The 22976-nt window shown below is 47.2% G+C and carries 21 protein-coding genes and 1 pseudogene; 18 read left to right on the forward strand and 4 right to left on the reverse strand.

What is annotated here, in order from left to right; genetic code table 11:
• The first annotated feature begins 6 nt into the window (after nucleotides 1-6).
• From MKY86_RS15205 to MKY86_RS15230, 6 genes are all read left to right on the forward strand, one after another.
• Complete coding sequence (locus tag MKY86_RS15205; RefSeq protein WP_076075160.1) at nucleotides 7-462, forward strand: GNAT family N-acetyltransferase; 456 nt, start codon at nucleotides 7-9, stop codon at nucleotides 460-462.
• A gap of 114 nt (nucleotides 463-576) precedes the next feature.
• Nucleotides 577-1161, forward strand: coding sequence for a TetR/AcrR family transcriptional regulator (locus tag MKY86_RS15210; protein WP_076075158.1), 585 nt, complete (start codon nucleotides 577-579; stop codon nucleotides 1159-1161).
• A gap of 169 nt (nucleotides 1162-1330) precedes the next feature.
• Nucleotides 1331-3268, forward strand: coding sequence for a bile acid Fe-S flavoenzyme BaiCD (gene baiCD, locus MKY86_RS15215; protein WP_076075155.1), 1938 nt, complete (start codon nucleotides 1331-1333; stop codon nucleotides 3266-3268).
• A gap of 204 nt (nucleotides 3269-3472) precedes the next feature.
• A complete protein-coding gene (locus MKY86_RS15220; RefSeq protein WP_076075153.1) occupies nucleotides 3473-4639 on the forward strand; it encodes a sensor histidine kinase in 1167 nt (388 codons plus the stop codon).
• A gap of 11 nt (nucleotides 4640-4650) precedes the next feature.
• Nucleotides 4651-5304 (forward strand): response regulator, encoded by a 654-nt coding sequence (locus MKY86_RS15225; protein ID WP_076075150.1) that lies wholly within the window; start codon nucleotides 4651-4653, stop codon nucleotides 5302-5304.
• A 265-nt stretch (nucleotides 5305-5569) separates the two neighbouring features.
• Nucleotides 5570-7657, forward strand: coding sequence for an MMPL family transporter (locus tag MKY86_RS15230; RefSeq protein WP_340827140.1), 2088 nt, complete (start codon nucleotides 5570-5572; stop codon nucleotides 7655-7657).
• A gap of 16 nt (nucleotides 7658-7673) precedes the next feature.
• On the opposite strand, the gene MKY86_RS15235 is transcribed toward MKY86_RS15230, so the two are convergent.
• Nucleotides 7674-8234, reverse strand: a complete 561-nt coding sequence (locus MKY86_RS15235; protein ID WP_076075144.1) for a TetR/AcrR family transcriptional regulator — start codon at nucleotides 8232-8234, stop codon at nucleotides 7674-7676.
• Between the two features lie 172 nt (nucleotides 8235-8406).
• Here MKY86_RS15235 and MKY86_RS15240 point away from each other — a divergent pair, with 172 nt between their 5' ends.
• Nucleotides 8407-9933: an NAD-dependent epimerase/dehydratase family protein gene (locus tag MKY86_RS15240; protein ID WP_076075142.1), complete on the forward strand. Its 1527-nt coding sequence runs from the start codon at nucleotides 8407-8409 to the stop codon at nucleotides 9931-9933.
• Complete coding sequence (locus tag MKY86_RS15245) at nucleotides 9920-10132, forward strand: TetR family transcriptional regulator (RefSeq protein WP_076075139.1); 213 nt, start codon at nucleotides 9920-9922, stop codon at nucleotides 10130-10132. Before MKY86_RS15240 ends, MKY86_RS15245 begins: the two co-directional genes overlap by 14 nt.
• Nucleotides 10133-10201: 69 nt before the next feature.
• On the opposite strand, the gene MKY86_RS15250 is transcribed toward MKY86_RS15245, so the two are convergent.
• The 3 genes and pseudogenes from MKY86_RS15250 to MKY86_RS15260 all read right to left on the reverse strand — a co-directional run bounded on the left by MKY86_RS15250 (nucleotide 10202) and on the right by MKY86_RS15260 (nucleotide 11906).
• On the reverse strand, nucleotides 10202-10705 hold the full coding sequence (locus MKY86_RS15250; protein WP_076075136.1) for an arsinothricin resistance N-acetyltransferase ArsN1 family A: 504 nt from the start codon (nucleotides 10703-10705) through the stop codon (nucleotides 10202-10204).
• 12 nt (nucleotides 10706-10717) lie between these two features.
• Nucleotides 10718-11397 (reverse strand): annotated as a pseudogene (locus tag MKY86_RS15255) (methyltransferase domain-containing protein).
• A gap of 59 nt (nucleotides 11398-11456) precedes the next feature.
• The gene (locus tag MKY86_RS15260; RefSeq protein ID WP_076075134.1) at nucleotides 11457-11906 is read right to left on the reverse strand and encodes a MarR family winged helix-turn-helix transcriptional regulator; all 450 of its coding nucleotides are present in this window, start codon (nucleotides 11904-11906) and stop codon (nucleotides 11457-11459) included.
• A 133-nt stretch (nucleotides 11907-12039) separates the two neighbouring features.
• On the opposite strand from MKY86_RS15260, the gene MKY86_RS15265 reads away from it, so the two are divergent.
• From MKY86_RS15265 to MKY86_RS15310, 10 genes are all read left to right on the forward strand, one after another.
• Nucleotides 12040-12366, forward strand: coding sequence for an ArsR/SmtB family transcription factor (locus MKY86_RS15265; protein ID WP_076075131.1), 327 nt, complete (start codon nucleotides 12040-12042; stop codon nucleotides 12364-12366).
• Between the two features lie 122 nt (nucleotides 12367-12488).
• On the forward strand, nucleotides 12489-13772 hold the full coding sequence (locus MKY86_RS15270; protein ID WP_076075729.1) for an arsenic transporter: 1284 nt from the start codon (nucleotides 12489-12491) through the stop codon (nucleotides 13770-13772).
• 20 nt (nucleotides 13773-13792) lie between these two features.
• Nucleotides 13793-14212, forward strand: coding sequence for an arsenate reductase (thioredoxin) (gene arsC / locus MKY86_RS15275; protein ID WP_076075129.1), 420 nt, complete (start codon nucleotides 13793-13795; stop codon nucleotides 14210-14212).
• 220 nt (nucleotides 14213-14432) lie between these two features.
• Nucleotides 14433-15377 carry an aldo/keto reductase gene (locus tag MKY86_RS15280; RefSeq protein ID WP_076075127.1) on the forward strand — a complete coding sequence of 315 codons (945 nt, stop codon included), beginning with the start codon at nucleotides 14433-14435 and terminating at the stop codon, nucleotides 15375-15377.
• Nucleotides 15378-15399: 22 nt separating this feature from the next.
• The gene (locus tag MKY86_RS15285; protein ID WP_076075125.1) at nucleotides 15400-15786 is read left to right on the forward strand and encodes a MerR family transcriptional regulator; all 387 of its coding nucleotides are present in this window, start codon (nucleotides 15400-15402) and stop codon (nucleotides 15784-15786) included.
• A 245-nt stretch (nucleotides 15787-16031) separates the two neighbouring features.
• A complete protein-coding gene (locus tag MKY86_RS15290; protein ID WP_083684433.1) occupies nucleotides 16032-16997 on the forward strand; it encodes an ABC transporter permease in 966 nt (321 codons plus the stop codon).
• A gap of 13 nt (nucleotides 16998-17010) precedes the next feature.
• Nucleotides 17011-17892 (forward strand): carbohydrate ABC transporter permease, encoded by an 882-nt coding sequence (locus tag MKY86_RS15295; protein WP_076075122.1) that lies wholly within the window; start codon nucleotides 17011-17013, stop codon nucleotides 17890-17892.
• A gap of 38 nt (nucleotides 17893-17930) precedes the next feature.
• Entirely contained in the window at nucleotides 17931-19424 is a 1494-nt protein-coding gene (locus MKY86_RS15300) for an extracellular solute-binding protein (protein ID WP_076075120.1), read from the forward strand.
• Nucleotides 19425-19484: 60 nt separating this feature from the next.
• Nucleotides 19485-21338: a sensor histidine kinase gene (locus MKY86_RS15305; protein ID WP_076075117.1), complete on the forward strand. Its 1854-nt coding sequence runs from the start codon at nucleotides 19485-19487 to the stop codon at nucleotides 21336-21338.
• The gene (locus MKY86_RS15310) at nucleotides 21319-22947 is read left to right on the forward strand and encodes a response regulator (RefSeq protein ID WP_076075115.1); all 1629 of its coding nucleotides are present in this window, start codon (nucleotides 21319-21321) and stop codon (nucleotides 22945-22947) included. Before MKY86_RS15305 ends, MKY86_RS15310 begins: the two co-directional genes overlap by 20 nt.
• Nucleotides 22948-22976 lie beyond the last annotated feature (29 nt).

The following is a 22976-nucleotide window of genomic DNA, read 5'->3' on the forward strand; positions in this document are numbered from 1 at the left end:
GTTGCAGTGAAGATTCTTGTAGATGATTTGAGCGGGGCACAGGTGATTGGATTAATTGCAGAACATCTGCAAGGAATGGCAGAGGACTCTCCGCCAGAAAGCATTCATGCCCTTAATCTGGACGGGTTGAAGCAGCCGGAAATTACCTTCTGGTGCGCTTGGGAGGATGAAGAGCTTCTGGGCTGCGGGGCGATCAAGGAATTGAACACAGAGCATGCAGAACTCAAATCAATGCGGACTGCCAAGAAGCATTTGCGCAAAGGTGTAGCCAGAAATATTCTTGCTCATATTATTGAAGCTGCCAATAGCCGCGGATACAAACGGATCAGCCTGGAGACGGGTTCCATGGATTCATTCATACCCGCCCGCAAGCTATATGAAGATTTCGGCTTCACCTATTGTGAGCCATTTGCAGATTATATCCCAGATCCGAATAGTAGTTTTATGACGAAGGAACTGTAGTTTAATATATTACACTACTCTGGGTTTCTTTTGTACTTCAACTACAAGCCGTAATTGCTGCAAGATCCCCGTGTAAGTATAATGTCATAAGAGAGAAGTAATGGAGGGGATCCTATGAGAGGGCTAAAAAATATTGAGGAACGTATACTGGACCGTGCACTGTACCTGATGGGAAAAAATAAAAGCTGCAATATCGCGATCCGGGCCATTGCCAAGGAAGCGGATGTAAATGTGAGTGCCATCAATTATTATTTCCGAAGTAAAGAGGAAATGCTCAATCTGGTTAAGGAATTCTACATCCAGAATATCCTTACTGTATTGTCAATCTTACGAGATGAAGCCTGCAGCCCCAAAGAGAAGCTGCTGCTGGCCGCCAATGAGATTATGGAATATTCGCTGCGTTTTCCCGGTAACCGGGTAATCTACACACATTCCTTAGAATGTTCAGATGATGATAAAACCTCAAGACGGGTTATCGATCTGTCAGAGGAGATTGGCAGCCTGCTCAAAGGGTGTTTAAGTAATCTCATACCAGAAGATGATGATAACTTCAGGTTCAAGTATTTAATTTTCACTTCATCTATTAATTATCCTACCGAATACGAAGGGATTACGGAAACAGATGGATTATTCCTGGCTGACAAAGAAGCGCGTATAGATTACCTTAACCTGTTGATTGATTCGTTATTTTCCGATTAACAGATCGTATGAACAATGTCGTAGAAAATTCAAACAATTTGTTTTAAACATATTGTCACAACTCATTCTCTCAGGTATATTTGAGGTGTCAGTAATCAGGTCGAACTGATTATGTGAAATTTATAACAAAGTTTCGGGCCTTGAAAAAGAATGTGAAGGAGAATGTGTTATGGCTTATCCTGCTTTGTTCAGTCCTATTCAAATCAGAGGGTTAGAGTTGAAGAACCGTATTATCTTTCCGGCCATGGGAACCAAAATGCCTACTGAGGAACGCTTCGTTACCCAGCAGCTTATCGATTACCATGTAGCCAGAGCTGAAGGAGGCTGCGGTTTAAATTTCACTGAGGTATGTTCGGTATATGGGCCAGCTGCGCCTAAGAAGTTCCTGGCCATCTCTGATGATAAATATATTCCCGGTCTTCAGCAGCTTACAGAGGCCATCCATAATGCAGGCGGCACGGCAGGAATTCAGCTGTGGCTGGGTGGGTTGGCCGTTGCGAGTGATCCGGAGCAGATGATTATTATTCCAAGTCCCGTGCCTGTGCCTGGTACAGAATATACCATTCCGGGAGCCGAAATTGAGACATTGCAGGCAGCAGCCAAAGCCTTCGGAGAAGGAGCACGGCGGGCAGTAGCAGCCGGCTTCGATGCCATTGAATTTCATGCAGGCCATAACTATACCCCGCATTCCTTCCTGAGCCCCTTCTTTAACCGGAGAACCGATGAATACGGGGGAAGCCTGGAGAACAGAGCCAGATTCCTGATTGAATGTATTACTTCGATTCGCGACAACATTCCGGCAGATATGCCGTTGTTCATGCGTATTGATGCTCACGATGATTATCTGGAGGGCGGGCTGAGTATAGAGGATGTTATCGCATTCTGTAAGTTGGCACAAACTGCCGGAGTGGATGCGCTTGACGTCTCCAGAGGAAACTTCTCTTCTGCGGCAATCAAATATGAAGTTCCTCCTATCGATCTGCCAAGAGGATTCAATGTCGATAATGCCGCCAGAATCCGCCAGGAAACAGGGATGCTGACTGTTGCGGTAGGACGTATTAATGCCCCTGACCAGGCAGAGGAAATCCTCGCGGACGGCAAAGCAGATATGGTGGTGATTGGACGTGCCCAGCTTGCTGACCCTGAATTCTGCCTGAAGGCAGAGTCCGGCAACAGCAACGATATCGTACAATGTGTCGCCTGCAATCAGGGCTGTTATGACGGATTTGTCTCAAGTGAAGTGCCGTTCATTACATGCTTACGAAACCCGGCTCTGGGCAGAGAAGCGGAATACAAGCTGATGATGACAGATCATCCCAAGAAGGTCGTGGTTGCGGGTGGCGGGATCGCCGGTTTGGAAGCGGCCATGGTTCTGAAGCGCAGAGGACATCAGCCGATTGTATGCGAGGCGGCAAGAGCGCTGGGCGGCCAGTTTGCACTGGCAGGTGAAGCGCCAAGAAAAGAAGAGATGAAAGCAGCCGCTATATCCCGGGGAGAACAGGTAATCAGAGAGGGGATTGAGGTAAGACTGGATAGCCCGGTTACGGCTTCACTCCTGGAAGAGCTCAAACCGGACGAAGTGATTGTGGCCATAGGCGCAGCTCCCATGGAGCTGAGAATTCCCGGAAGCCAGTTGACCAAGGTTACGAATTCGCATGATGTACTGTCTGGAGAAGCCATTGTTACCGGAGAAGTCGTTATTGTCGGCGGGGGACTCGTTGGTCTTGAGGTTGCCGAATACCTTCATGGTAAGGCTTCTAAGATCACTGTAGTCGAAATGCTGGATAAAGTAGCTAAAGACTTGGGTGAGCTACGCTCGATCTGTGTCATGGAAAGCCTGCATGAATCAGGGGTCCAGCTTATGACCGACACCAAATGCCTTGAAATTACTGAGCATGGAGTCGTCATTGAAAACAATGGTGAAGTATCTACGTACCCATGTGACTCCGTAGTTGTCGCCATCGGGGCAAAGTCACGGAACTATGAGGGGCTCCAGCATTTTTGCAATGAGCATGATATCCCTGTTCATGTGATCGGTGATGCCTTGCGTGCCCGCAGAGCGTTAAACGCCGTCAGCGAAGCGCATGAAGTGGCGAGAATGATCTGACAGAACAGCAAATGAACCGAAAGTGCAGGGGCTTTACATTAGAATTAAGAGGGCGTTGTAGGATTACTACAATGCTCTTTTATTTTAACGTGAACTAGAATTCATCAGTATGAAAGGGCTGCCGAGTATATCCCTTTCCCTTTCGTACGATTCTATAATTATTGATCTATAGTACAATCAAGTAAATGTGGATGGGGGGATGAAATGAGAACGTCCAGAGTAGATGAATTGATGGTTGCGCGGGTACCTATTCTTATCTGGGTTTCTTTAGTCTACGTTGCTTCCATGATTCTGCAAAGTACCAGTGACCTGGTCTTTTTGAATACTATAATTTTCACTATAATTTATATTCTCCATGGCGTTCTTCATTGGAGCCTGTACCAGATCTCCCTCAGCCAAACTTGGGCTTATTTCATCGTACAAGGAATATTCATCTTCACTTGTGCTTTACTGATGCCTATTAGCTCACCTGCTGTACTCATTGGCTTGTTTCCTGTACTCATCGGACAAAGCATTGGGTTGTATTATCAGAAGCGGACAATAGTGCTGGTTTGCCTATACTCTATTTTGATGTTCTCCTATGCGCTATTCTATTTAGGAAACGAATATGATCCGATACTACTCGTTCTATTATTCCTCTTAATGCTGATTATTGTGGGTGCATACGCCTCTTTGTTTTTTCGGCAGGTACATGCCCGGGTTCGGACCCAAGTCTTTCTGGAGGATTTAGAAAAGGCACACCAAAAGGTCGAGGAGCTAACTCTTGCTAATGAACGGCAACGTATGGCACGTGATCTGCATGACACTTTGGCTCAGGGAGTGGCGGGTCTGATCATGCAGCTTGAAGCAGTCAATGCGTATATTTCACAAGGGAAGGTCCAAAGGGCGCAAGAATTTGTTGAGATCTCCATGCGTCAGGCACGGCGGACACTAGCGGAGGCTCGTCTTGCAATTGATAATCTTCGGGTGAAATCCGCTTCCGGGATCGATTTCACAGAAGCAATTACAGATGAAATACGAAGATTTAATCAAGCAACGGGAATTGATGTTATTCACCAGATTAACATTAGCTCGTTACTGCCGGGAACAATCAAGGAGCATAGTCTGCAAATCATTAGTGAAAGCTTAATGAATGTAGCAAAGCATGCTAAAGCTAATAAGGTATGGATAAGTGTTCTGGAGCAGAATAACCGGATTCAGCTTGTTATTAAGGACAATGGTGCGGGCTTTGATACCAAACTTATCGGGAAAACCACCGGACATTACGGCATACTGGGTTTATATGAGCGTGCACGTTTAATCGGAGGTGAAATCAATATTGTGAGCCTGTCCAGCGGTACCAGCATCCAAATAGAAGTTCCATTGAGCTAAGGAGACGGGATATGCAGCCATACCAAATACTTATCGTAGATGATCACTTAGTGGTACGGGAAGGATTAAAAATGATTTTGGAGACCGATCCACGCTTTAGCATTGCTGGTGAAGCGGAGAATGGTCAGATTGCTCTTCACTTAGTGGAAACACTTGTGCCCGACGTGATTTTGTTGGATTTAAATATGCCTGTGATGAGCGGACTTGATACCCTGAAGGCTATAAATGCTAAGCAATATAATATTCCTATAATCATCTTAACAACCTACAATGAGGATGGATTAATGATCAATGCGCTGGCCCTTGGGGCCAAAGGGTATTTACTCAAAGATACAAGCCGGGACGAATTATTCCGGACCATTGAATCGGCAATCCGGGGGAGTACCCTGTTACAGGCTGATATCCTAACTAAAGTATTCGCGGCAAAGGAACGGTCAAAAATTGCCGGGGCAAAGGATACAGAACCCGTTAACCTTACGGATAAGGAACTGCTTATTTTGCAGCTTGTGGCCCGGGGGTTTAAAAGTAAAGAAATTGCCTTTGATATGGGCGTTACGGAGCGGACAATTAAGTCGCATTTGACCAATATCTACAGTAAGCTTGGAGTAGAATCACGTGCCCAGGCCGTAGCTACTGCCATAGAACAGGGCATTCTTCATATCTAGTCACTAGACATTATCCAGCTATTCCCGCCTCGGGATATGCCGGGATAGTGTCTTTTTTTGCTGTTTGTTACTTCCCAAAAGTACATGTCCACGCCTTCCCCTTGGTACGATTCGCCCTTTAAGCTTTTCCTATACACTAAATACATAGAGAATAAACAACAATAGGATGTCGGGAGGACACGAAATGGCAAAATATTTATACCGTTTAGGTCATTGGTCAGCACGCAATGCGAAAGCAGTGATGTTTGGGGGATTTGCAGTTTTAGTGGCATTTGCAATACTTGCGCTTAGCTTGGGGCCAGCGTTCAATGACAACACCTCTATTCCAGGGCTGAAATCCCAATCAGCAATTGATCTGTTAAACAAAGAATTTGCCGGACCGCAGGAAGAAGGGGGACAAACCCGGCTCGTCATGAAAGCACCACAAGGTCAAACCTTGTCCTCAGAAGCCTCTCAGGCCGTCATGCAGAAAACACTAAAAGAGATTATGGAAGATCCGCAAGTGAAGTCCGTAGCGGGTCCTTATGATAACCGGTCGCTAAATGCGGACAAGACGATAGCCTACATGGACATCACCTACAAAATACCTGCCGGTGAAGTCACAGAAGCTTCCAGAGACCATATCACAGCTGTAGCGGAAGGGATGCGCTTCTCCAATTGGCAAGCTGAGCTGACGGGTCCTGCTTACGTCCAGATGAAAATCATGGGTCCGTCCGAAGTCATTGGTGTACTGATCGCTTTCCTGGTTCTGTCTATCACCTTCAGTTCCTTCCTGCTTGGAGTATTGCCCATTGCAACAGCAGTGGTAGGCCTTGGGATTGGCTTACTCGGTGTAATGATTGGCTCCAATATGCTGGATATTCCCTCAACCTCCATGGCGCTCGCCGCTATGCTTGGGCTGGCGGTGGGTATAGACTATGCGCTCTTCATTGTCTCCAGGTTCCGTCAACAATTGGCCGCGGGCTATAGCAGCAGGGAATCTATAGCAATCGCCAATGCTACAGCAGGCAGCTCCGTAGTCTTCGCAGCCATTACGGTCATCATCGGACTGGCCGGTCTGGCTGTCGTGAACATTCCGTTTCTGACAGCTATGGGGCTGGCAGGTGCATTCTGTGTACTCTTAGCCATGCTCACCTCGATCATCCTGGTTCCTGCCGTGCTCAGCGCTGTGGGGAGCAAGGTCACTGCTTCAAGCGGAAACAAGTGGCTGAAGCCCCGTAAACGGATGAACACAAAAAAGAACCGTCTGGGGCATTTTGTAACAAATAAGCCTTGGACGATAGTTATTCTGGGAATGATCTTGCTGGGTGTAATTGCCTTACCTTTCTCACATCTGCAGTTAGGGAGTTCCGACGACGGGGTGAAATCAACGGAAAAAACGGAGCGCCGGGCGTATGACCTGCTCTCGGAAGGGTACGGCGAAGGCTTTCACAGTCCGCTTATTGTTCTGGCCGTTGCCGAAGGGGAAGGAGACTTCATGACCAATGTATCAAGCGGGTTAAAAAAAATGGGCAATATTCCCAATATAGGTGCGGTATCACCGGCTATTCCCGGACCGTCTGGAGAAGTTGCACTGATTAATATTATCCCGGCGACAGGGCCGCATGATATGGAAACGACTAAGCTTATAGATGCAATCAGAGATCAGGCTCCTGATATTCTAGAGAATAACCATGTGGAATTTATGGTCACAGGCGGCACAGCGGTTAATCTTGAAATTTCGCAGAACCTGAGTGATGCGCTGCCTAAATTCTGTCTTATCATCGTAGGACTGGCGTTTCTCCTGCTGATGGTTGTATTCCGTTCGCTGCTGGTGCCAGTGAAGGCGGTGCTGGGCTTTATTCTCTCCCTTGCCGCAACCTTTGGATTTGTCGTCTTCGTTATTCAGGATGGACATCTGGGCAGCGTCTTTGGCTTCTATGGTGCTGGTCCGGTTCTAAACTTTCTTCCCATCATTGTTGTAGGCATCCTGTTCGGCCTTGCGATGGATTATGAGGTCTTCCTCGTTAGCAGGATGCGTGAAGAATTCAAGCATACAGGGGATGCCAAGCAAGCCGTGCTGGCGGGAATGGGGCACAGTGGCGGTGTAGTAACGGCAGCGGGTCTGATTATGATCTCCGTATTCACCGGCTTCATGCTGGCCGAAGATCCGATTATCAAGTCGATGGGCTTCGCGCTTGCCTTTGGTATTCTCTTCGATGCCTTTGTAGTCAGACTGCTTATCGTTCCGGCTGTAATGACCCTAATGGGTAAATCCGCATGGTATCTGCCGAAATGGCTGGACCGCATTTTGCCTAATCTGGACATTGAAGGTGAATCGGTAATGAAAGAGTTGGAGCGTAGTGCTGCTTAGATTATTCAATAGATACTCACTTCTCTTTGAGCTGCGTAATCGCCAATAAGGAATGGTCGGCCAAAGAGAAGATGAGCTCTGCCAGCTCATTACTGGAGAGGATGAACCCTTCTTGTATCCATTCCTGGATGATCGCCAGGCTTCCATTGACCAGGTAAGTATAAGTATACCGTTTCAACCGTTCAGGTACGTTGAGCTGAAGCTGGCTATCAATATTCTTGAGGATTTCATTCAGTAGGCGTTTGGGAAATAACACGTTTTCATTGGAGGTGAGGAGCATGACAGTGAATAGCTCCTCATCTTTTTTAATGTACTCCAGAAATGCCAGGATATAAGTAGTACCGTTGTTTCCCGCTTCAATTTTATCCAGATAGGCACTCGTATTATTAATAATCTCCTGTTCAACATGTTCAAGCAGGTCGTAAGCATTGGCATAATGTAAGTAGAACGTGGAGCGGTTGATGCCTGCTGCGGAGCACAATTCCTTCACGCTGATTTGGCTTATATTCTTCTCTTTGAGCAAGCGGATCAAGCTCTGCTTCAACAATAGCTTCGTTAAGCGTTCACGTTGATTCATGGTCAAATCATCTCCAAGCCATAAAATTTCTATAAAAATAGACACTGTGATCTCAAATGTCTAAATTATATCAAAGCATAAAACAACTGATGGTTGTTAAATAGACACCGTGTTTGTAGTATGAAGGTAGACGAATGACTTGTCAATAAACTAATGATGCAGGTGAACAATAATGAAGAAAAAACGGATCATGATTACGGGTGCAGCAGGCAATATGGGTGGAGAGACATTAAAGCTGCTAATCAACGATTTGGGGAAATGCGAACTGCTGCTCTTTGATTTAGACAATCCTAACAGCCGTGAGAAGCTCCGGCCCTATGAAGGGCTGAACGGTGTAAAAATAGTCTACGGAAATTTGTTGGATCGCAGCCTGGTGGAAGAATGTGTGAAGGATGCCGACATTATTCTTCATATCGCTGCTTTTGTTTCCCCTGCAGCTGATGAGTTTCCCGAACGGGCCATGCAGATTAACTATGGTTCAGCCAAGAATATTGTTGACGCCATAAAGAAAAGCGGCCGTGCAGGAATAACCCGTTTTGTAAATATCGGTACAATTGCTGAGACAGGTGACCGCATGCCGCCGATCCATTGGGGGCGGGTAGGAGATCCTCTCAAGCCAAGTGTGTATGATTATTATGCTGTATCTAAAATCGCTGCCGAGCGTATGGTGATTGAATCCGGACTCAGCTATTGGGTGAGTCTCCGCCAGACAGGTATAATGGGCCCTGCGATGAGCAAGATTCAGGATCCGATTATGTTCCATAACTGTCTGGAGAATGTGCTTGAGTATGTGTCGGACCGGGATTCAGGACGATTAATGCGTAACCTGTGCATCCAGGATATTGACGGAGAGCTTGATCAGGCATTCTGGCAGCATATTTACAACATTGGCGGAGGCGAAAGCTGCCGGGTGAGCACGCTTGAGATGTACCAGGTGCTGTACGGCAAGCTTGGCATCACCAATCTGGATCATGTCATCGATCCGAAATGGTATGCCACCCGGAATTTCCATGGACAATACTATCTGGATTCCGACAAGCTGGAGGATTATTTCCATTTCCGCCGGGATACGATGGAATACTTCTATCAGAGCTACCTCGATAATCTTGGCGCACTCGTCCCCGTAGCGAAAGTCATCACGAAGCTCCCGGGAGGGCAAAAATTCATGGGGTCTATGATTAAACGTACTCTGAAAAAGCAGGCTGTGAAAGAACGCGGAACGCTACGCTTTATAGAGGATAACGATCTGGAGAAAATCGATGCTTATTGGGGAAGCAAGGCAAACTGGGAGGCGATTCCGGAGAAGCTGTCCGAGATGAAGAAATTCTCCGATTGGAATAAAGTGATCAAGCTTGACCATGGTTACGATGAGAATAAGCCTGCCTCAGAGTTAAATATTGAAGATATGAAAGGGGCTGCAGCCTTCCGCGGTGGTGAATGTTTGTCTGCAGAGATGGAGACGGGGAATTGGACGGATAAGCTTGATTTCAAATGTGCATTCGGCCATACCTTTAATGCCAGCCCCAAACTGGTTCTGGAGGGAGGACATTTCTGCCCGCAATGTGAGCGCGAAACCTGGAATTACAAAGAACGTGCGAAACGTGAACCGTTTTTCGCCCAAGTATGGAACCCGATTCAAGGCAAGGATGATGGACGAAAATATACAAAAATGGTATCTGAATTAGATGTTGAAACGTAATCTACGTGAGACCAAAAAGGAACAGACAGCGCAAATCTTAGCAGATAAGGCTTTTGAGTTAGCATTGGAAAAGGGGCTGGATGGATACATTATCGAGGATGTGGTTCACCGGGCAGGCTATTCACGGAGAACCTTTTCCAATTATTACTCATGTAAAGAGGAAGCCCTTGCTAAGGCAGCTATCTTCAGAGGATGTTAGAGAGGAACCGGGGTTCTGGAAGAGCTATGCCAGAAGGCTAAACGATTAGACATACAGAGATTGTAGGGATTAATTAAGTAGAAGCTTCTCCATAATCATCACATCAATAAATGCTTCGTCCAGCATTCCCTGCTTCTCAAATACACCAACCTCCCGGTAGCCCATTTTCCGATACAATCCTTGACCACTCTCATTAAACGGAAAGGTAAAGAGAACCATTTTATAAAAGCTATTTTCCTTTGCTACCTTGTGTAAGGACTCCAGGAGGGAGCTGCCTACACCCTGCCCACGAAAGCTTCGATCAATGTATACAGAAAGGTCAGCGACTCCGTTATACGCGCAGCGGTGAGAATATGGGTTCAGAGAGGCCCAGCCAATGACTTCACCTTCTCGTTCAGCCACCAAAACACTAAAACGGTCTTGGTGATCATTAAACCATGCCTCCATATAAGATAAATCCTTCATTTCGGTTTCAAGTGTAGCGATTCGATCCTCGATTCCCTGATTGTAGATACGAAGGACACTTTTGATATCCGTTGGTTTGGCCTGACGAACAGTTAATGTATTGGTCATATGAACATCCCCCTAAGATTCCTTTGTCGCTTTAATTACAGCAGAAACGATGTATTGGTCAATGTTCGCACCGGGAACCCAGTCTTTGATAAAAGTTCTGGATTCGTCTTTTGGTTCAATACTGATCTCAGTAAAACCACTTGCTCGAAGCATTTGCTCTACTAAGCCTCACGGAATACTTGTTGTTTGTCTGGTGAAAGGTTAATCACGCAGTTGGAGATAATGACATTAATGGAGTTGTCAGCGAGAGGTAGATGCTCAATTTCACCTAATCTGAATTCGGTGTTACTGAACTCACCCTTAATGGCATTATCTCTTGCTCGGCTGATCATCTCAGGTGTCATATCCACACCTATAACATGGCCTTCATCACCTACCTGCCGGCAAGCGAGGAAACAATCAAATCCACCGCCACTTCCGAGATCCAGAACATATTCACCCGCCTGCAGTTCGGCAATAGCCTGGGGATTCCCACAACCAAGGCCTAAATTTGCACCCTCAGGAACTGCTGTGAGATCACCACTGGAATAACCCAGCTTAGCGGATATGGCATCGAAATCAGCCGGGGAGTCACAGCAACTGCTATCAGCAGGTGTGCAGCAGGAAGAGGGGGCTTCAACCTTTTTTACAGCGATTTTTTGATAGCGCCCCCGTACATTCTGCCGGATCTGATCATTAGTGAGTTTGCTCATAAATAAACACTCCTCTTCTAAAAAAATGTTTGTAATTTGCAAGTAGTAGGGAAGAGAAATCACCCTTTCACAGGTGCGCAGCAATTGCTGGATTTTCCCATGGCTACGTTGAAAAGCTTAATGGATCGAAGTAATGTTTCTACTTCAAACTCACTCATATGCGAGAAGGCTGCATTCAGGTATTCATTCATTTGTTGATCAATAGTTGTAGCCACCATTTTTCCTTCGGGAGTAAGTGAAAGAATATAGACTCTGCGATCCGTGGGATCAGGCGTCTTATTAACCAGGTTCATTTTCACCAAAGACTGGACTTGTCTGCTGAAGGTTGTAATATCAGTGCCAAGTGTTTCGGCGACTTGTTGCATAGAAGGATTATGGCCGCGGTCTATCTCATATAGCAGGTGGCTTTGGGTCGCGGAGAGACTACATCCCCCTACGCTGCAGCAATCCTTATTAAGTAGTCCTAAACGCCGGGTCATGATTTGGAGTAGTTCTCTTGGAGTTTCCATTGTTTTCACCTCTTGCACTAGTTATACAGAGATTAATTGCAAAATGCAAATATTATTTTTACTTAGTTGATAATTGGTCATCAAGGTCTTAGAATATAAGTATTGTCTTATATTGACGGAGGAGGAGTTTTTAATGGATGTACTAAATGAACTTGCGGAAGATTTAAAACTTCTTGGAGATAAAACCCGTCTCACGATTCTAACACTTTTAAAAGAGCGGGAGTGGTGTGTATGTGAATTCGTAGATCTTTTTGACATCTCACAGCCAGCCGTCAGTCAGCATCTACGCAAATTAAAAAGCAGTGGGCTGGTTAAGGAACAGAAGAGAGGGCAGTGGGTGTATTATTCTTTGAATATAGAGGATAAGCCTCATGTGAAGGCCATTTTACATCTTACCCCGGAAGCTAATAGCCTTTTATCGTATTTAAATAAGCCGTCTAATGCAGCTTGCTGTGAATAACTTTTTGTGTTGTATATATAAGCATATAATTATATAATAATGTTCGGAATGAAACTTAACTTTATGAAAGGAGTGCTCTGATGCGTGGGAGATAGACATATATTGGGGGAATTCATTTGGTAATGCTGGCAAGTCTTATCTTTGCAGGCACACTTATTTTTGTCATTTGGCAGCCTAAAAGCCTGTCCATTGGATGGTCTGCCTGCGGTGGAGCGTTACTCGCTTTACTTGCCGGTGTAGTCAGCTTGAATGATGTTCTGGATGTTACGCTGATCGTATGGAATGCTACGCTGGCCTTTGTGGCAATCATTCTGATCTCGCTGATCCTCGATAGAATCGGATTCTTCGAATGGGCTGCTTTACATATGGCCAAGGCTGCCAGCGGGAATGGAACCCGGATGTTTATCTATGTTATCATTCTTGGTGCTGTAGTAGCTGCTTTCTTTGCTAATGACGGAGCAGCGCTTATTCTAACCCCAATTGTGCTGGCAATGGTCCGAGCGCTGAATTTTGATGAGAAAAAGATTTTTCCTTTCATCCTTGCCAGCGGGTTTGTAGCAGATACTACTTCTTTGCCGCTGGTTGTAAGCAATCTGGTGAATATCGTATCGGCTGACTTTTTTGGACTTACCTTTATGGACTATGCCGGACGGATGTTAATGCCTACCTTATTTTCTTTAGGGGCAAGCATCTTTGTGCTCTATCTCTTTTTCCGTAAAAGTATTCCAAGAAACTTTGATAGCTCCCAGCTAAAAAAACCTGAAGAGGCTATTAAAGACAAGCAGATGTTTAAGTTATCCTGGTTTGTAATTGCGGTTCTGCTGGTAGGATACTTTGTCAGTGAGTTCCTGAATATTCCGGTTTCAGTAGTGGCCGGAATCATCGCAATCTTTTTCCTGATCATGGCAAGAAAAAGTCCTGTTGTACCGACTATGGAAGTGGTGAAGGGTGCACCTTGGGCGATTGTGTTCTTTTCCATCGGCATGTATGTAGTTGTATATGGTCTGAGAAATGCTGGCCTTACTGATGTATTAGCTGAAGTCCTTCAAGCTGTGGCCCAACAGGGATTGTTCGCCGCAACGATGGGGATGGGCTTTATTGCTGCAATCATCTCCTCCGTAATGAATAACATGCCTACGGTTATGATTGATGCGTTGGCCATTGATGCTACGCATACCTCGGGACTGATTAAGGAAGCATTGATTTATGCGAATGTTATCGGCTCTGACTTAGGACCGAAGATCACACCAATTGGTTCACTGGCGACCTTGCTGTGGCTGCATGTGCTGTCCGCCAAAGGAGTGAAGATATCCTGGGCAACGTATTTCAAAACAGGCATTATTTTGACGATCCCTACGCTGTTCATCACACTGCTTGGACTATATATAACATTGAACCTATTTTAACTCTAAGGAGATTGTGACTCATGGATAAGAAAACCATTTACTTTTTGTGTACAGGAAACTCCTGCCGGAGCCAGATGGCGGAAGGCTGGGCCAAAAAATATTTGAACAATGAATGGAACGTATACAGTGCCGGTATTGAGGCTCACGGTTTGAATCCGAAAGCCGTTCAGGCGATGAGCGAAGTAGGTATAGATATCTCAGCGCAAACGTCAGATATTATCGATCCGCAATTGCTCAATAGCTCCGATCTAGTTATTACATTGTGTGGAGACGCAGCTGACAAATGCCCTATTACGCCGCCTCAGGTGAAACGTGAGCACTGGGGATTCGATGATCCGGCGAAGGCCCAAGGAACAGATGAGGAAAAATGGGCAGTCTTCCAGCGGGTTCGTGATCAAGTGGGCGAGCGCATCAAGCTATTCGCTGAAACAGGTAAATAATGAGATAGGAGAGACTAGAAGGCTTCCAACTAAAAAACACCTTCAAGAGAAGCACTCATGTCGTAAGATATGGAGTTTTGGAGGTGTTTTTGCATTGTTAAAAATAGAGAAGGATATTAGATTAGTAGTATTGACTTAGAGTGCACTTAAACTTTTATACTGGTCACGTACGATGCAAAAAAGTGGAAGTTCATTCAATTTGTTAAAGGGAGGATATCGTGTGAAGCATTTTAAGTTGGGGAATACAGGAATGCTGGTAAGTGCTTATTCTTTGGGCTGTCTAAATTTTGGATCGCGAACCGACAAAAAAACCTCTTTCCAGCTGCTTGATCATTTTTTTGAAGCAGGGGGAAACTTTCTGGATACAGCCAATAATTATGCGATCTGGAACGAAGGCTGTGTTGGCGGAGAAAGCGAGGCTTTGCTTGGCGAATGGATGAAAGAAAGAAAAAACAGACATCAGATCATTTTGGCCACCAAAGTGGGAGCGAAACCGGTCGTGCCGAAAAGCGAAAAAATGGAAGGCTTAGGCCGCCAAGCGATTGAGAAGGAAATTGACGAAAGTTTGCTGAGGCTTGGAACAGATTATGTAGATTTATACTATGCTCATGTAGACGATAACGAAACTGAACTTGAGGAAACCTTGGAGACCTTTGATTCCTTGGTCAAATCGGGTAAAGTAAGGGCTATAGGCTGCAGCAATTACCAGCTGTCCAGGCTCCTTGAGGCCAAAGCGGTCAGTCAGTCAAAAGGATGGCAATCCTATTGCTGCATCCAGCAGCGATATACGTATTTGCAGCCTAAAGCGGATGCGAATTTCGGAGTGCAGGTCAGTACGGATGAGGATTTACTTGCTTACTGCAGTCAACACGATGATTTTACGCTCTTGGCGTATTCCCCCCTCCTTGGAGGCGTATACAACAAAAAGGAAGCTGTCCTACCCGATGCATATCGGAGAGAGGATCAGATGACCCGATTGCATACGCTAAGGAAGGTTGCCGGAGAGCTGGGAGCGACACCGAATCAGCTGGTCCTGGCTTGGATGCTGCACAAGCATCCGAGAGCTCTTCCCATTGTTGCTGCAAGCGGTCTAGCGCAATTAGAAGAAAATCTGGGGGCACTTCAGCTGCAAATTAGCCCAGAACAGCTTGATCAATTGAACTGATGTTGAAAGGAGCGTACTCGTTATGACCGGTAAAGAACTGACCATCCAGCAGGCAGCTGAAATGACGGGGTTAAGCGTTCACACCCTTCGTTATTATGAAAGGATCGGTCTGATGGACCCCATACCCCGTGCCGGGAATGGTCATCGGATATATCGGGAGCATGATTTTGAATGGATCGTATTACTCGCAAAACTTAAGACTACAGGAATGCCGATCGCACTTATGCAACAGTTCGCTGATATGATGCGGCTTGGCAATGAGGGCATTCCCCAGCGCAGACAACTTCTAGAAGAGCATGAGCGGAAATTAATCGAGCAGGTTCAGACGATTCATCAGACTTTGGATATTCTGCGGGATAAAATTGATTACTACCGTTCCTGGGAAAAAGATACCAGGCGGGAGGCCTGAAAGAACAAGAAAAAGACTAAGTATACTGGATGGACTAGAAGCTGGCTTATTAGCCAGCTTTTTTTCTGTATGTATAGTAGCGCAGATGGTGAGTTTTGGTTTGGAATATTGTTGTTCCCGGTCAAGTGGTCAAGAAATTCACCTAAAAGGTCATGCAAATGGCCTTAAAGCAAATGCCGAACGGCAGGTACAATGAGGATGTCACACGGATAGGAGATTATGACTAAGGGTAAAGGAGGTATCCTATGGATTCAGATTTGGAAGCGGCGGATCGGCAGCATGAGAACTATCCCCTTCGTACGGTAAAGCCGGGGCGGTTTCAGGCCCTGAAAAAGTACTGGGACTTATACCTGATTATGCTGCCGGGACTCGCGTATTTTATCATTTTTAAATATGTGCCCATGGGAGGCATCATCGTTGCCTTTCAGGATTTTAGCGCCTTTGCCGGCATCCGCGGCAGCGAATGGGTGGGACTTGCGCATTTTAAAAATATGTTTACAGACAGCGAGTTTTACACGGTATTCAAAAATACGCTGCTGATCAGTTTATACAAGCTGATCTGGGGATTTCCCGGTCCGATCATCCTGGCCTTGATGCTGAATGAAGTCCGGCACATGCTATATAAGCGGGGGGTCCAGACGCTTGTCTATTTACCGCATTTTCTGTCCTGGGTCATCATCGGAGGCATTCTGGTCAATGTGCTGTCCCCGGCAACGGGGATCGTCAATCAGTTTCTCGGGATGCTCGGTTTGGAGCCGATCTTCTTCCTGGGCAGTCAGGAATGGTTCAGAACGGTGCTGGTGGTCAGCGATATCTGGAAAGAAGCGGGATGGGGGGCCATCATCTATCTGGCTGCGCTGGCATCGATCGATCCGCAGATCTACGAGGCCGCAGTCGTAGACGGCGCGGGCAAGTGGAAGCAGCTGATCCACGTCACCCTGCCATCGTTGCTCGGAACCATCGTGATCCTGTTCGTACTGCGCCTCGGGAGCGTTCTGGATGTCGGGTTCGAACAGATCTTTGTGCTCTACAATCCGCTGGTATACAATGTGGCCGATGTTATTGAGACTTATGTATACCGGACCGGAATCACGCAGGGCCAATTCAGCTTTACTACCGCTGTCGGGTTGTTCAAATCGGTCATCAGTCTGATATTGGTCGTCCTCGCCAACAAAGCCGCCAGAAAGCTCGGCCAGGACAGCTTATGGTAGAGGGGGTGAATCTATGAGACTTACTAGGGGGGAACATCTGGCATCGAGGCTTAATTACCTGGCCCTGGGTTTCATTGCACTGCTTGCGCTTCTCCCATTCCTGCATATCGTGGCCCAGTCTTTCAGCAGTCATCAGGCGATAACCTCCGGCAGGGTGACGTTATGGCCGGTGGATTTCAGTTTCGAAGCGTATGTGAAGGTACTGCGCGAACAGGCTTTTTTGAATGCCTTCAAGGTCAGTTTACTGCGCACGGTCATCGGCACGCTGTTGAATGTGGTGATCACTTGTATGCTGGCCTATCCGCTGTCCAAGGCTTATATTAAAGGACGATCAGCCATCATGTTCCTGATTGTGTTCACGATGCTGTTTAACGGGGGCATGATTCCAACCTTTCTGGTCGTGAAAGCGACCGGGCTGCTGAATTCCTTCTGGGTCTATATCATTCCTGGAGCGGTTAGCGCGTTCAATGTTATTATTATGAAAAATTTCTTTCAAGGCGTGCCGCCCGAATTGGAGGAATCAGCCAAGATTGACGGCTCCTCCAATATTGGAACGCTCATCCGGATCGTCGTTCCGTTATCCATGCCGGTCATTGCAACGATTACCCTGTTCCATGCGGTCGGACATTGGAATGCCTTCTTTGACACCGTCCTGTATGTGACGGACCGGAATCTTTTCCCGTTGCAGGTGTATCTGCGTGAGCTGATCATGTTCAATCAATCGAACATCAGCAATAACAACGGGTACTCCGCCAATATCGACAGCACCCTGTTGGCCTTGGAGTCCTTGAAGGCTGCGGCGCTGATTGCCAGCACGGTTCCGATCCTGATCGTGTATCCGTTTCTGCAGAAGCATTTTGTCAAAGGGATTATGCTTGGATCCGTAAAAGGCTAGAACGGCATGTAACATGAAAAAAGAGAGGGGATTGTTATATGAAAGTCTCAATCTTTGTAAAAAGATCCGCATCCATCCTGGCGGTGACCTCCATGCTGCTGGTGTCTGCGTGTTCATCCGGCACGAAGGAGGAAGGAGCCGAAGGGAAGGAAGAACGCCAGGCCATTGATATCGTATTAAGCAATGCCGGACGGAAGTTCCCGCCAGGCATGGACGAGAACAATAATCCTTATATTGATTACATCCGCGAGAACACGGGCCTGGACATCAAGCTGATCACGCCTCCAGCGGACGGTTACGGGGATGCCCTGAACGTGATTATGGCCTCCGATGATCTGCCGGATATGCTCCTGTCCTATGATGCCAATTGGTTCGAAAGCTATGTCCGGCAGAAGGCCCTTACCCCTCTGAATGATTTAATCGACGAATATGGACCGAATCTGAAGAAAAGTATCCCGGAGGAAGCCTGGAAGGTTGTCACCGTGGACGGAAAGATCTATGCGATTCCCGGCCTGAACCCGATCCCGGGCAATGAAATCATGTTTGCACGCAAGGATTGGCTGGACCGTCTGGGGCTCAAACCGCCGGCAACGCTGGAAGAATACAAAGAGGTGATCCGCGCTTTTGCGCAGGATGATCCGGACGGAAACGGCAAAGACGATACGTTTGGCCTGATCCTGCAGGAAAACCTCGGCAGAGTAGCTCCGTTTATCGGGGCATGGGGAATCCAGCGGGGGCAATGGACTGAACGGGACGGGCAATTGGTGAATTCCAGCACACTGCCGGAAATGAAGGAAGCACTAAGCTATCTTGCCGATCTCTATAAGGAAAAGCTGATTGATCCCGAGTGGGCTTTAAATAAGATGGCTAATGTTGACGAGAAAGTCGCCAGCGGCAAAGTGGGCCTGTTCTCCGGGAACTGGTATGATACCCGTGGCCCGATCCTGACCAACCAGAAAAATGATCCCAATGCAGAGTGGATTACCCTCGAATATCCAACCGGACCTGACGGGAAGCAGGGAACCTGGGGCAATAGCTATGTTTCCGGATTTAATGTGATTCCGGTTACGAGCAAACATCCGGAGGCTGTGATTAAGATGCTTGATTTCATGATCGGAGACGGATACCGCACACTCATGCTCGGATTTGAGGGCGAGGTATGGAATATGGAGGACGGAAAGGTGGTTACGAACTTTGATGAGCACAACAAGCATATTTACCGGCTCACGCTCGGCGAAGCGATTGTACCGTTTAATTCTGAAGTATCCAGAGAACGTCTGGACTCGCTTGGTATGGAGTTTAAGCTGAATGAGATTGTCGACAAGATTAACAAGGTTGCCATCCGTAATCAATATCTGGGCGTACCGACGCCTGGAATGGGTAAATACGGACCTAAGCTGTCCAAAATGGAGGTCGAAGCCTTCACGAAAATCATCATAGGCCAGCAGCCGGTAGACAGTTTTGATCAATTTGTTGAAGACTGGAAGAAAAACGGCGGCGAAGAAATGACGAAGGAAGTCAACGGGCAATGAACAGGAATGATAACGGGGTCTAAGCTATAATGAAGGCAGCATGTATCGTGGGGGAATCGTATGAAGTGGCTGACGCAATTCCGCAGCGTCTTGAAGCAGTCGATTCAGTTTAGGCTAACCTGTTATTTTCTTCTCATCCTGCTGCCGCTGGTGGCGTTCAGCATGTTTGCCAATGTAAAGTCTCAGCGGATTTTGGAGCAGGAGCTTGGCGAGCGCACGCTCAGTGCCATGAACTCTGCTTTGGAGTTTGTTGACCTGACCTTAAAGAGCATCCATAATCTGTCCACCTTGATCGCAACCGATACCAATTTATCCACCCTGCTGTCTCATCAGGAGAAGACCCTGACCTCCGGGGCGATTATGGACTTCACGCGTGTCATGGAAGAGATTACGAATATAACCATGGTCAACGAATATTTAAGCGACGCCATGATTTATCATCGTCCCTCCAACTCGCTGATCGCAACCAAGCTCGGGCTGCTGCACCGTGAATCCCAAGACCCTGAACCATGGTACGATGAGGCTCTGAAGGCAAATGGCGCAAGCATATACTACTTGTCAGAACGCCATGAAGAGAATTTGTCCGGACACCCGGATCCTATCTATAACCGGAATCAGCTGATTATGATGAGACTTATGGATTTCTATCGCGCCGAAAAAGGCGAAAATGTCCTCATGCTGTCGATTTCGAAAAATCAGCTGCTCCGCTCGTTGTCCCATTTGCTGGCGAACAGCAGCTCCAAGGTCTATCTTTTTGATGCCCGGGAGCGGTTGATCGTATCGAATGCTTCTGCAGAAACGTTGTCTTTCGAATGGAGGGACGTCCAGCCAGGCAGCGTTTTGGTCCGGGACACCCCGGAAACGGATGAGAAAAATTTGATTCTGCGGGTAACTTCTCCCCGAAGCGGATGGTCGCTGCTGCTGATCCAGCCCGAGCGTGAGATTTACAATAAATCGAGGCCGCTGCAAATTTTTACGTACTGCATTATTGCACTCAGCGTCGTGCTTGCCGTCTGGATTGCCTGGTTTATCTACAGCGGAATTGCTTCTCCGATATCAAGACTGGTGTCCGGCATGCGGCAGCTGCGTAAAGGCAATCTGAATATCAGGCTGGAGAACGGACGGCAGGACGAGTTGGGGTATTTAACGGATGCTTTCAACGAAATGGCGAGTCAGCAGCGTCATCTGATTAAGGACATCTATGAGCAACAGCTCAGAATGACCAAGACGGAGCTCAAATTTCTGCAGGCTCAGATTAATCCCCACTTTTTGTACAACACGCTGGATTCGATTTATTGGACGGCCAAAAATTATGAAGCGGAAGAGATCAGTACGATGGTGTTGAACTTGTCGAACTTCTTCAGGCTCAGTTTGAGCAAAGGGCAGGAGACGTTTACGGTGGAGGAAACGTTCAAGCACCTTCATTACTATATTCGAATTCAGCAAATCCGTTTTGCCGACCGGTTTACGGTGGAGTACTGCGCTTCCGGGGATAGCCATCATTTGCATATTCTGAAGCTGCTGCTTCAGCCGCTGGTTGAGAATGCCATATTGCATGGATTGGAGAAACGAAAAAAAGGCGGAGTACTAAGCATTCGCACCGATGTGTCTAATGACCGGCTGATCATCCAGGTAACCGATAATGGAAGAGGGATTCCGGGGCCAAGGCTTATGCGGATTCAACAAGCCCTGGCAAGAATCAGGTTCGGGGATTACACGGCCCCCCCTGAAAAGAACTCCGAGTTTTTTGCGCTGCTCAATGTCCAGGCTCGAATCGCCATTTACTATGGGGAGACGGCGGAATTGAAGATCGTCAGTGAGGAAGGGAACGGAACGACGGCGGTCATCGATTTACCGGCAGACCGCTGCCGGGAGGAGAGGGGGGAAGCGGAACATGAATCTCATGATTGTTGAAGATGAAATTCGAATTTTGAATAGTCTGGCCAACAATATACCGTGGAATGAGCATGGCATTGAAGTGGTAGCACTTGCCGAGAATGGCTTGGAAGCGCTATCCATGATCGAACGCAGGAAGCCGGATATCGTGCTGCTCGATATCGAGATGCCGGAGATGGACGGGTTGACCTTGGCGAGAACGGTGCTGCAGCAGGAAACGCACATGAAATTCGTGATTTTAAGCGGCCATGACGATTTCCCGTATGCGCAGGCTGCTGTGGGGCTTGGCGTCATGAAGTACTTGCTGAAGCCGGCCGGAGACGATGAAATCTTGAAGGCTATTCTTGCGGCTGCGGAAGAGATTCGAGAGGAACTGCTGGAAAAGCACAGCATGATTGAGCTGGAGCGGAAATGGCATGACCGTCTGCCTCAGCTCCAGGATGATTTTTATAGAAACTGGATACAGGGCCGGTACGCGGACTGGGAGCTCAAGAAGCATATGGAGGAGCTGAATCTGGAGCTTGCCCTCTATACCTGGTTTGCTGTAGCCGTATGTGAAATCGATCCGATTCACGAGCAAGGAGAACGATTTACGTCTTCGGATCAGGCGTTGCTGCAGTTCTCGCTGGAATGCATAGCGGCTGAATGTTTACAGCATGAAGACTGCCGGGTCTTTAATGATGCGGACGGAGCAACCGTGCTGCTTTTTTTGGGAAAACCGGAAGAATCGGCTCCAGATATCATCCAGCGGATCAATGTTGACGTTCCCCGTCTCTTTAACATTGTTAAAGAGTGTTTGAAGCTTACAGCCAGCGCCGGACTCGGGACCCCAGGCTCATGGGATCATGTTACGCTGTCCTACCGGCAGGCACGTCGTGCACTGCAGGAGCGGGCCATTTACGGCAATGAGGTGTTCGTTCCTTACCTGGACGTAACCAACAAGGAGCAGCCGTTTCATTATGACGCTGAGTTCGAAAAGCAGCTGGAGATTGCGGTTCATACGGATCACGCGGCAGCGGTTGCTGAGCTGATAGACTGCTATTTCAAGGACGTATACTCCCAGGCTGTCTCAACCCCAAAGGTATACGAGCATTTGCTGTATTTGAGCAGCTTATTTACACGTATGATTCAATCGCGGGGCTGGTCGATGCAGGAGGTGCTGCAAGGGGATTATTCGATGTTTCTGTCCTTTGAATCCCTGCTCTCCAAAGAGCAAATCGTGGAATGGTCCAAAAGAGTGGCCAGCCGCATTACCCAATACCGGGAACGCGAACGAAAACATTCAAGCCATCGGCTCGTTAAACAAATGATCGAGGCCGTGGAGGAAATGCTGGGGAAAGAAGAACTGACTTTGCACACGCTGGCCGAAAGATTATATGTCAATCCCTCTTACCTTAGCCGGCTCTTTAAGCGGGAGGAAGGGAGATCCATTTCGGAATATCTCCTGAAGCGGAGTATGGAGCATGCCAAAGAGCTCTTGTACAGCGGCGTTAAGGTGTATGATGCAGCAGAAGCGGCCGGATATCGTGATGTCAGCTATTTTGCCAGAGTGTTTCGTAAATATTGGGGTGTAGCCCCGAGTGAATTAAAGAAACAAGAGCGTTCAGTCTCACCGCGGTTGATGTAAGTTAAAACTACAATGGAAGAAAACAGGTG

This window comes from Paenibacillus sp. FSL R7-0333, from assembly GCF_038000365.1.
Classification (GTDB): domain Bacteria; phylum Bacillota; class Bacilli; order Paenibacillales; family Paenibacillaceae; genus Paenibacillus_AQ; species Paenibacillus_AQ silagei.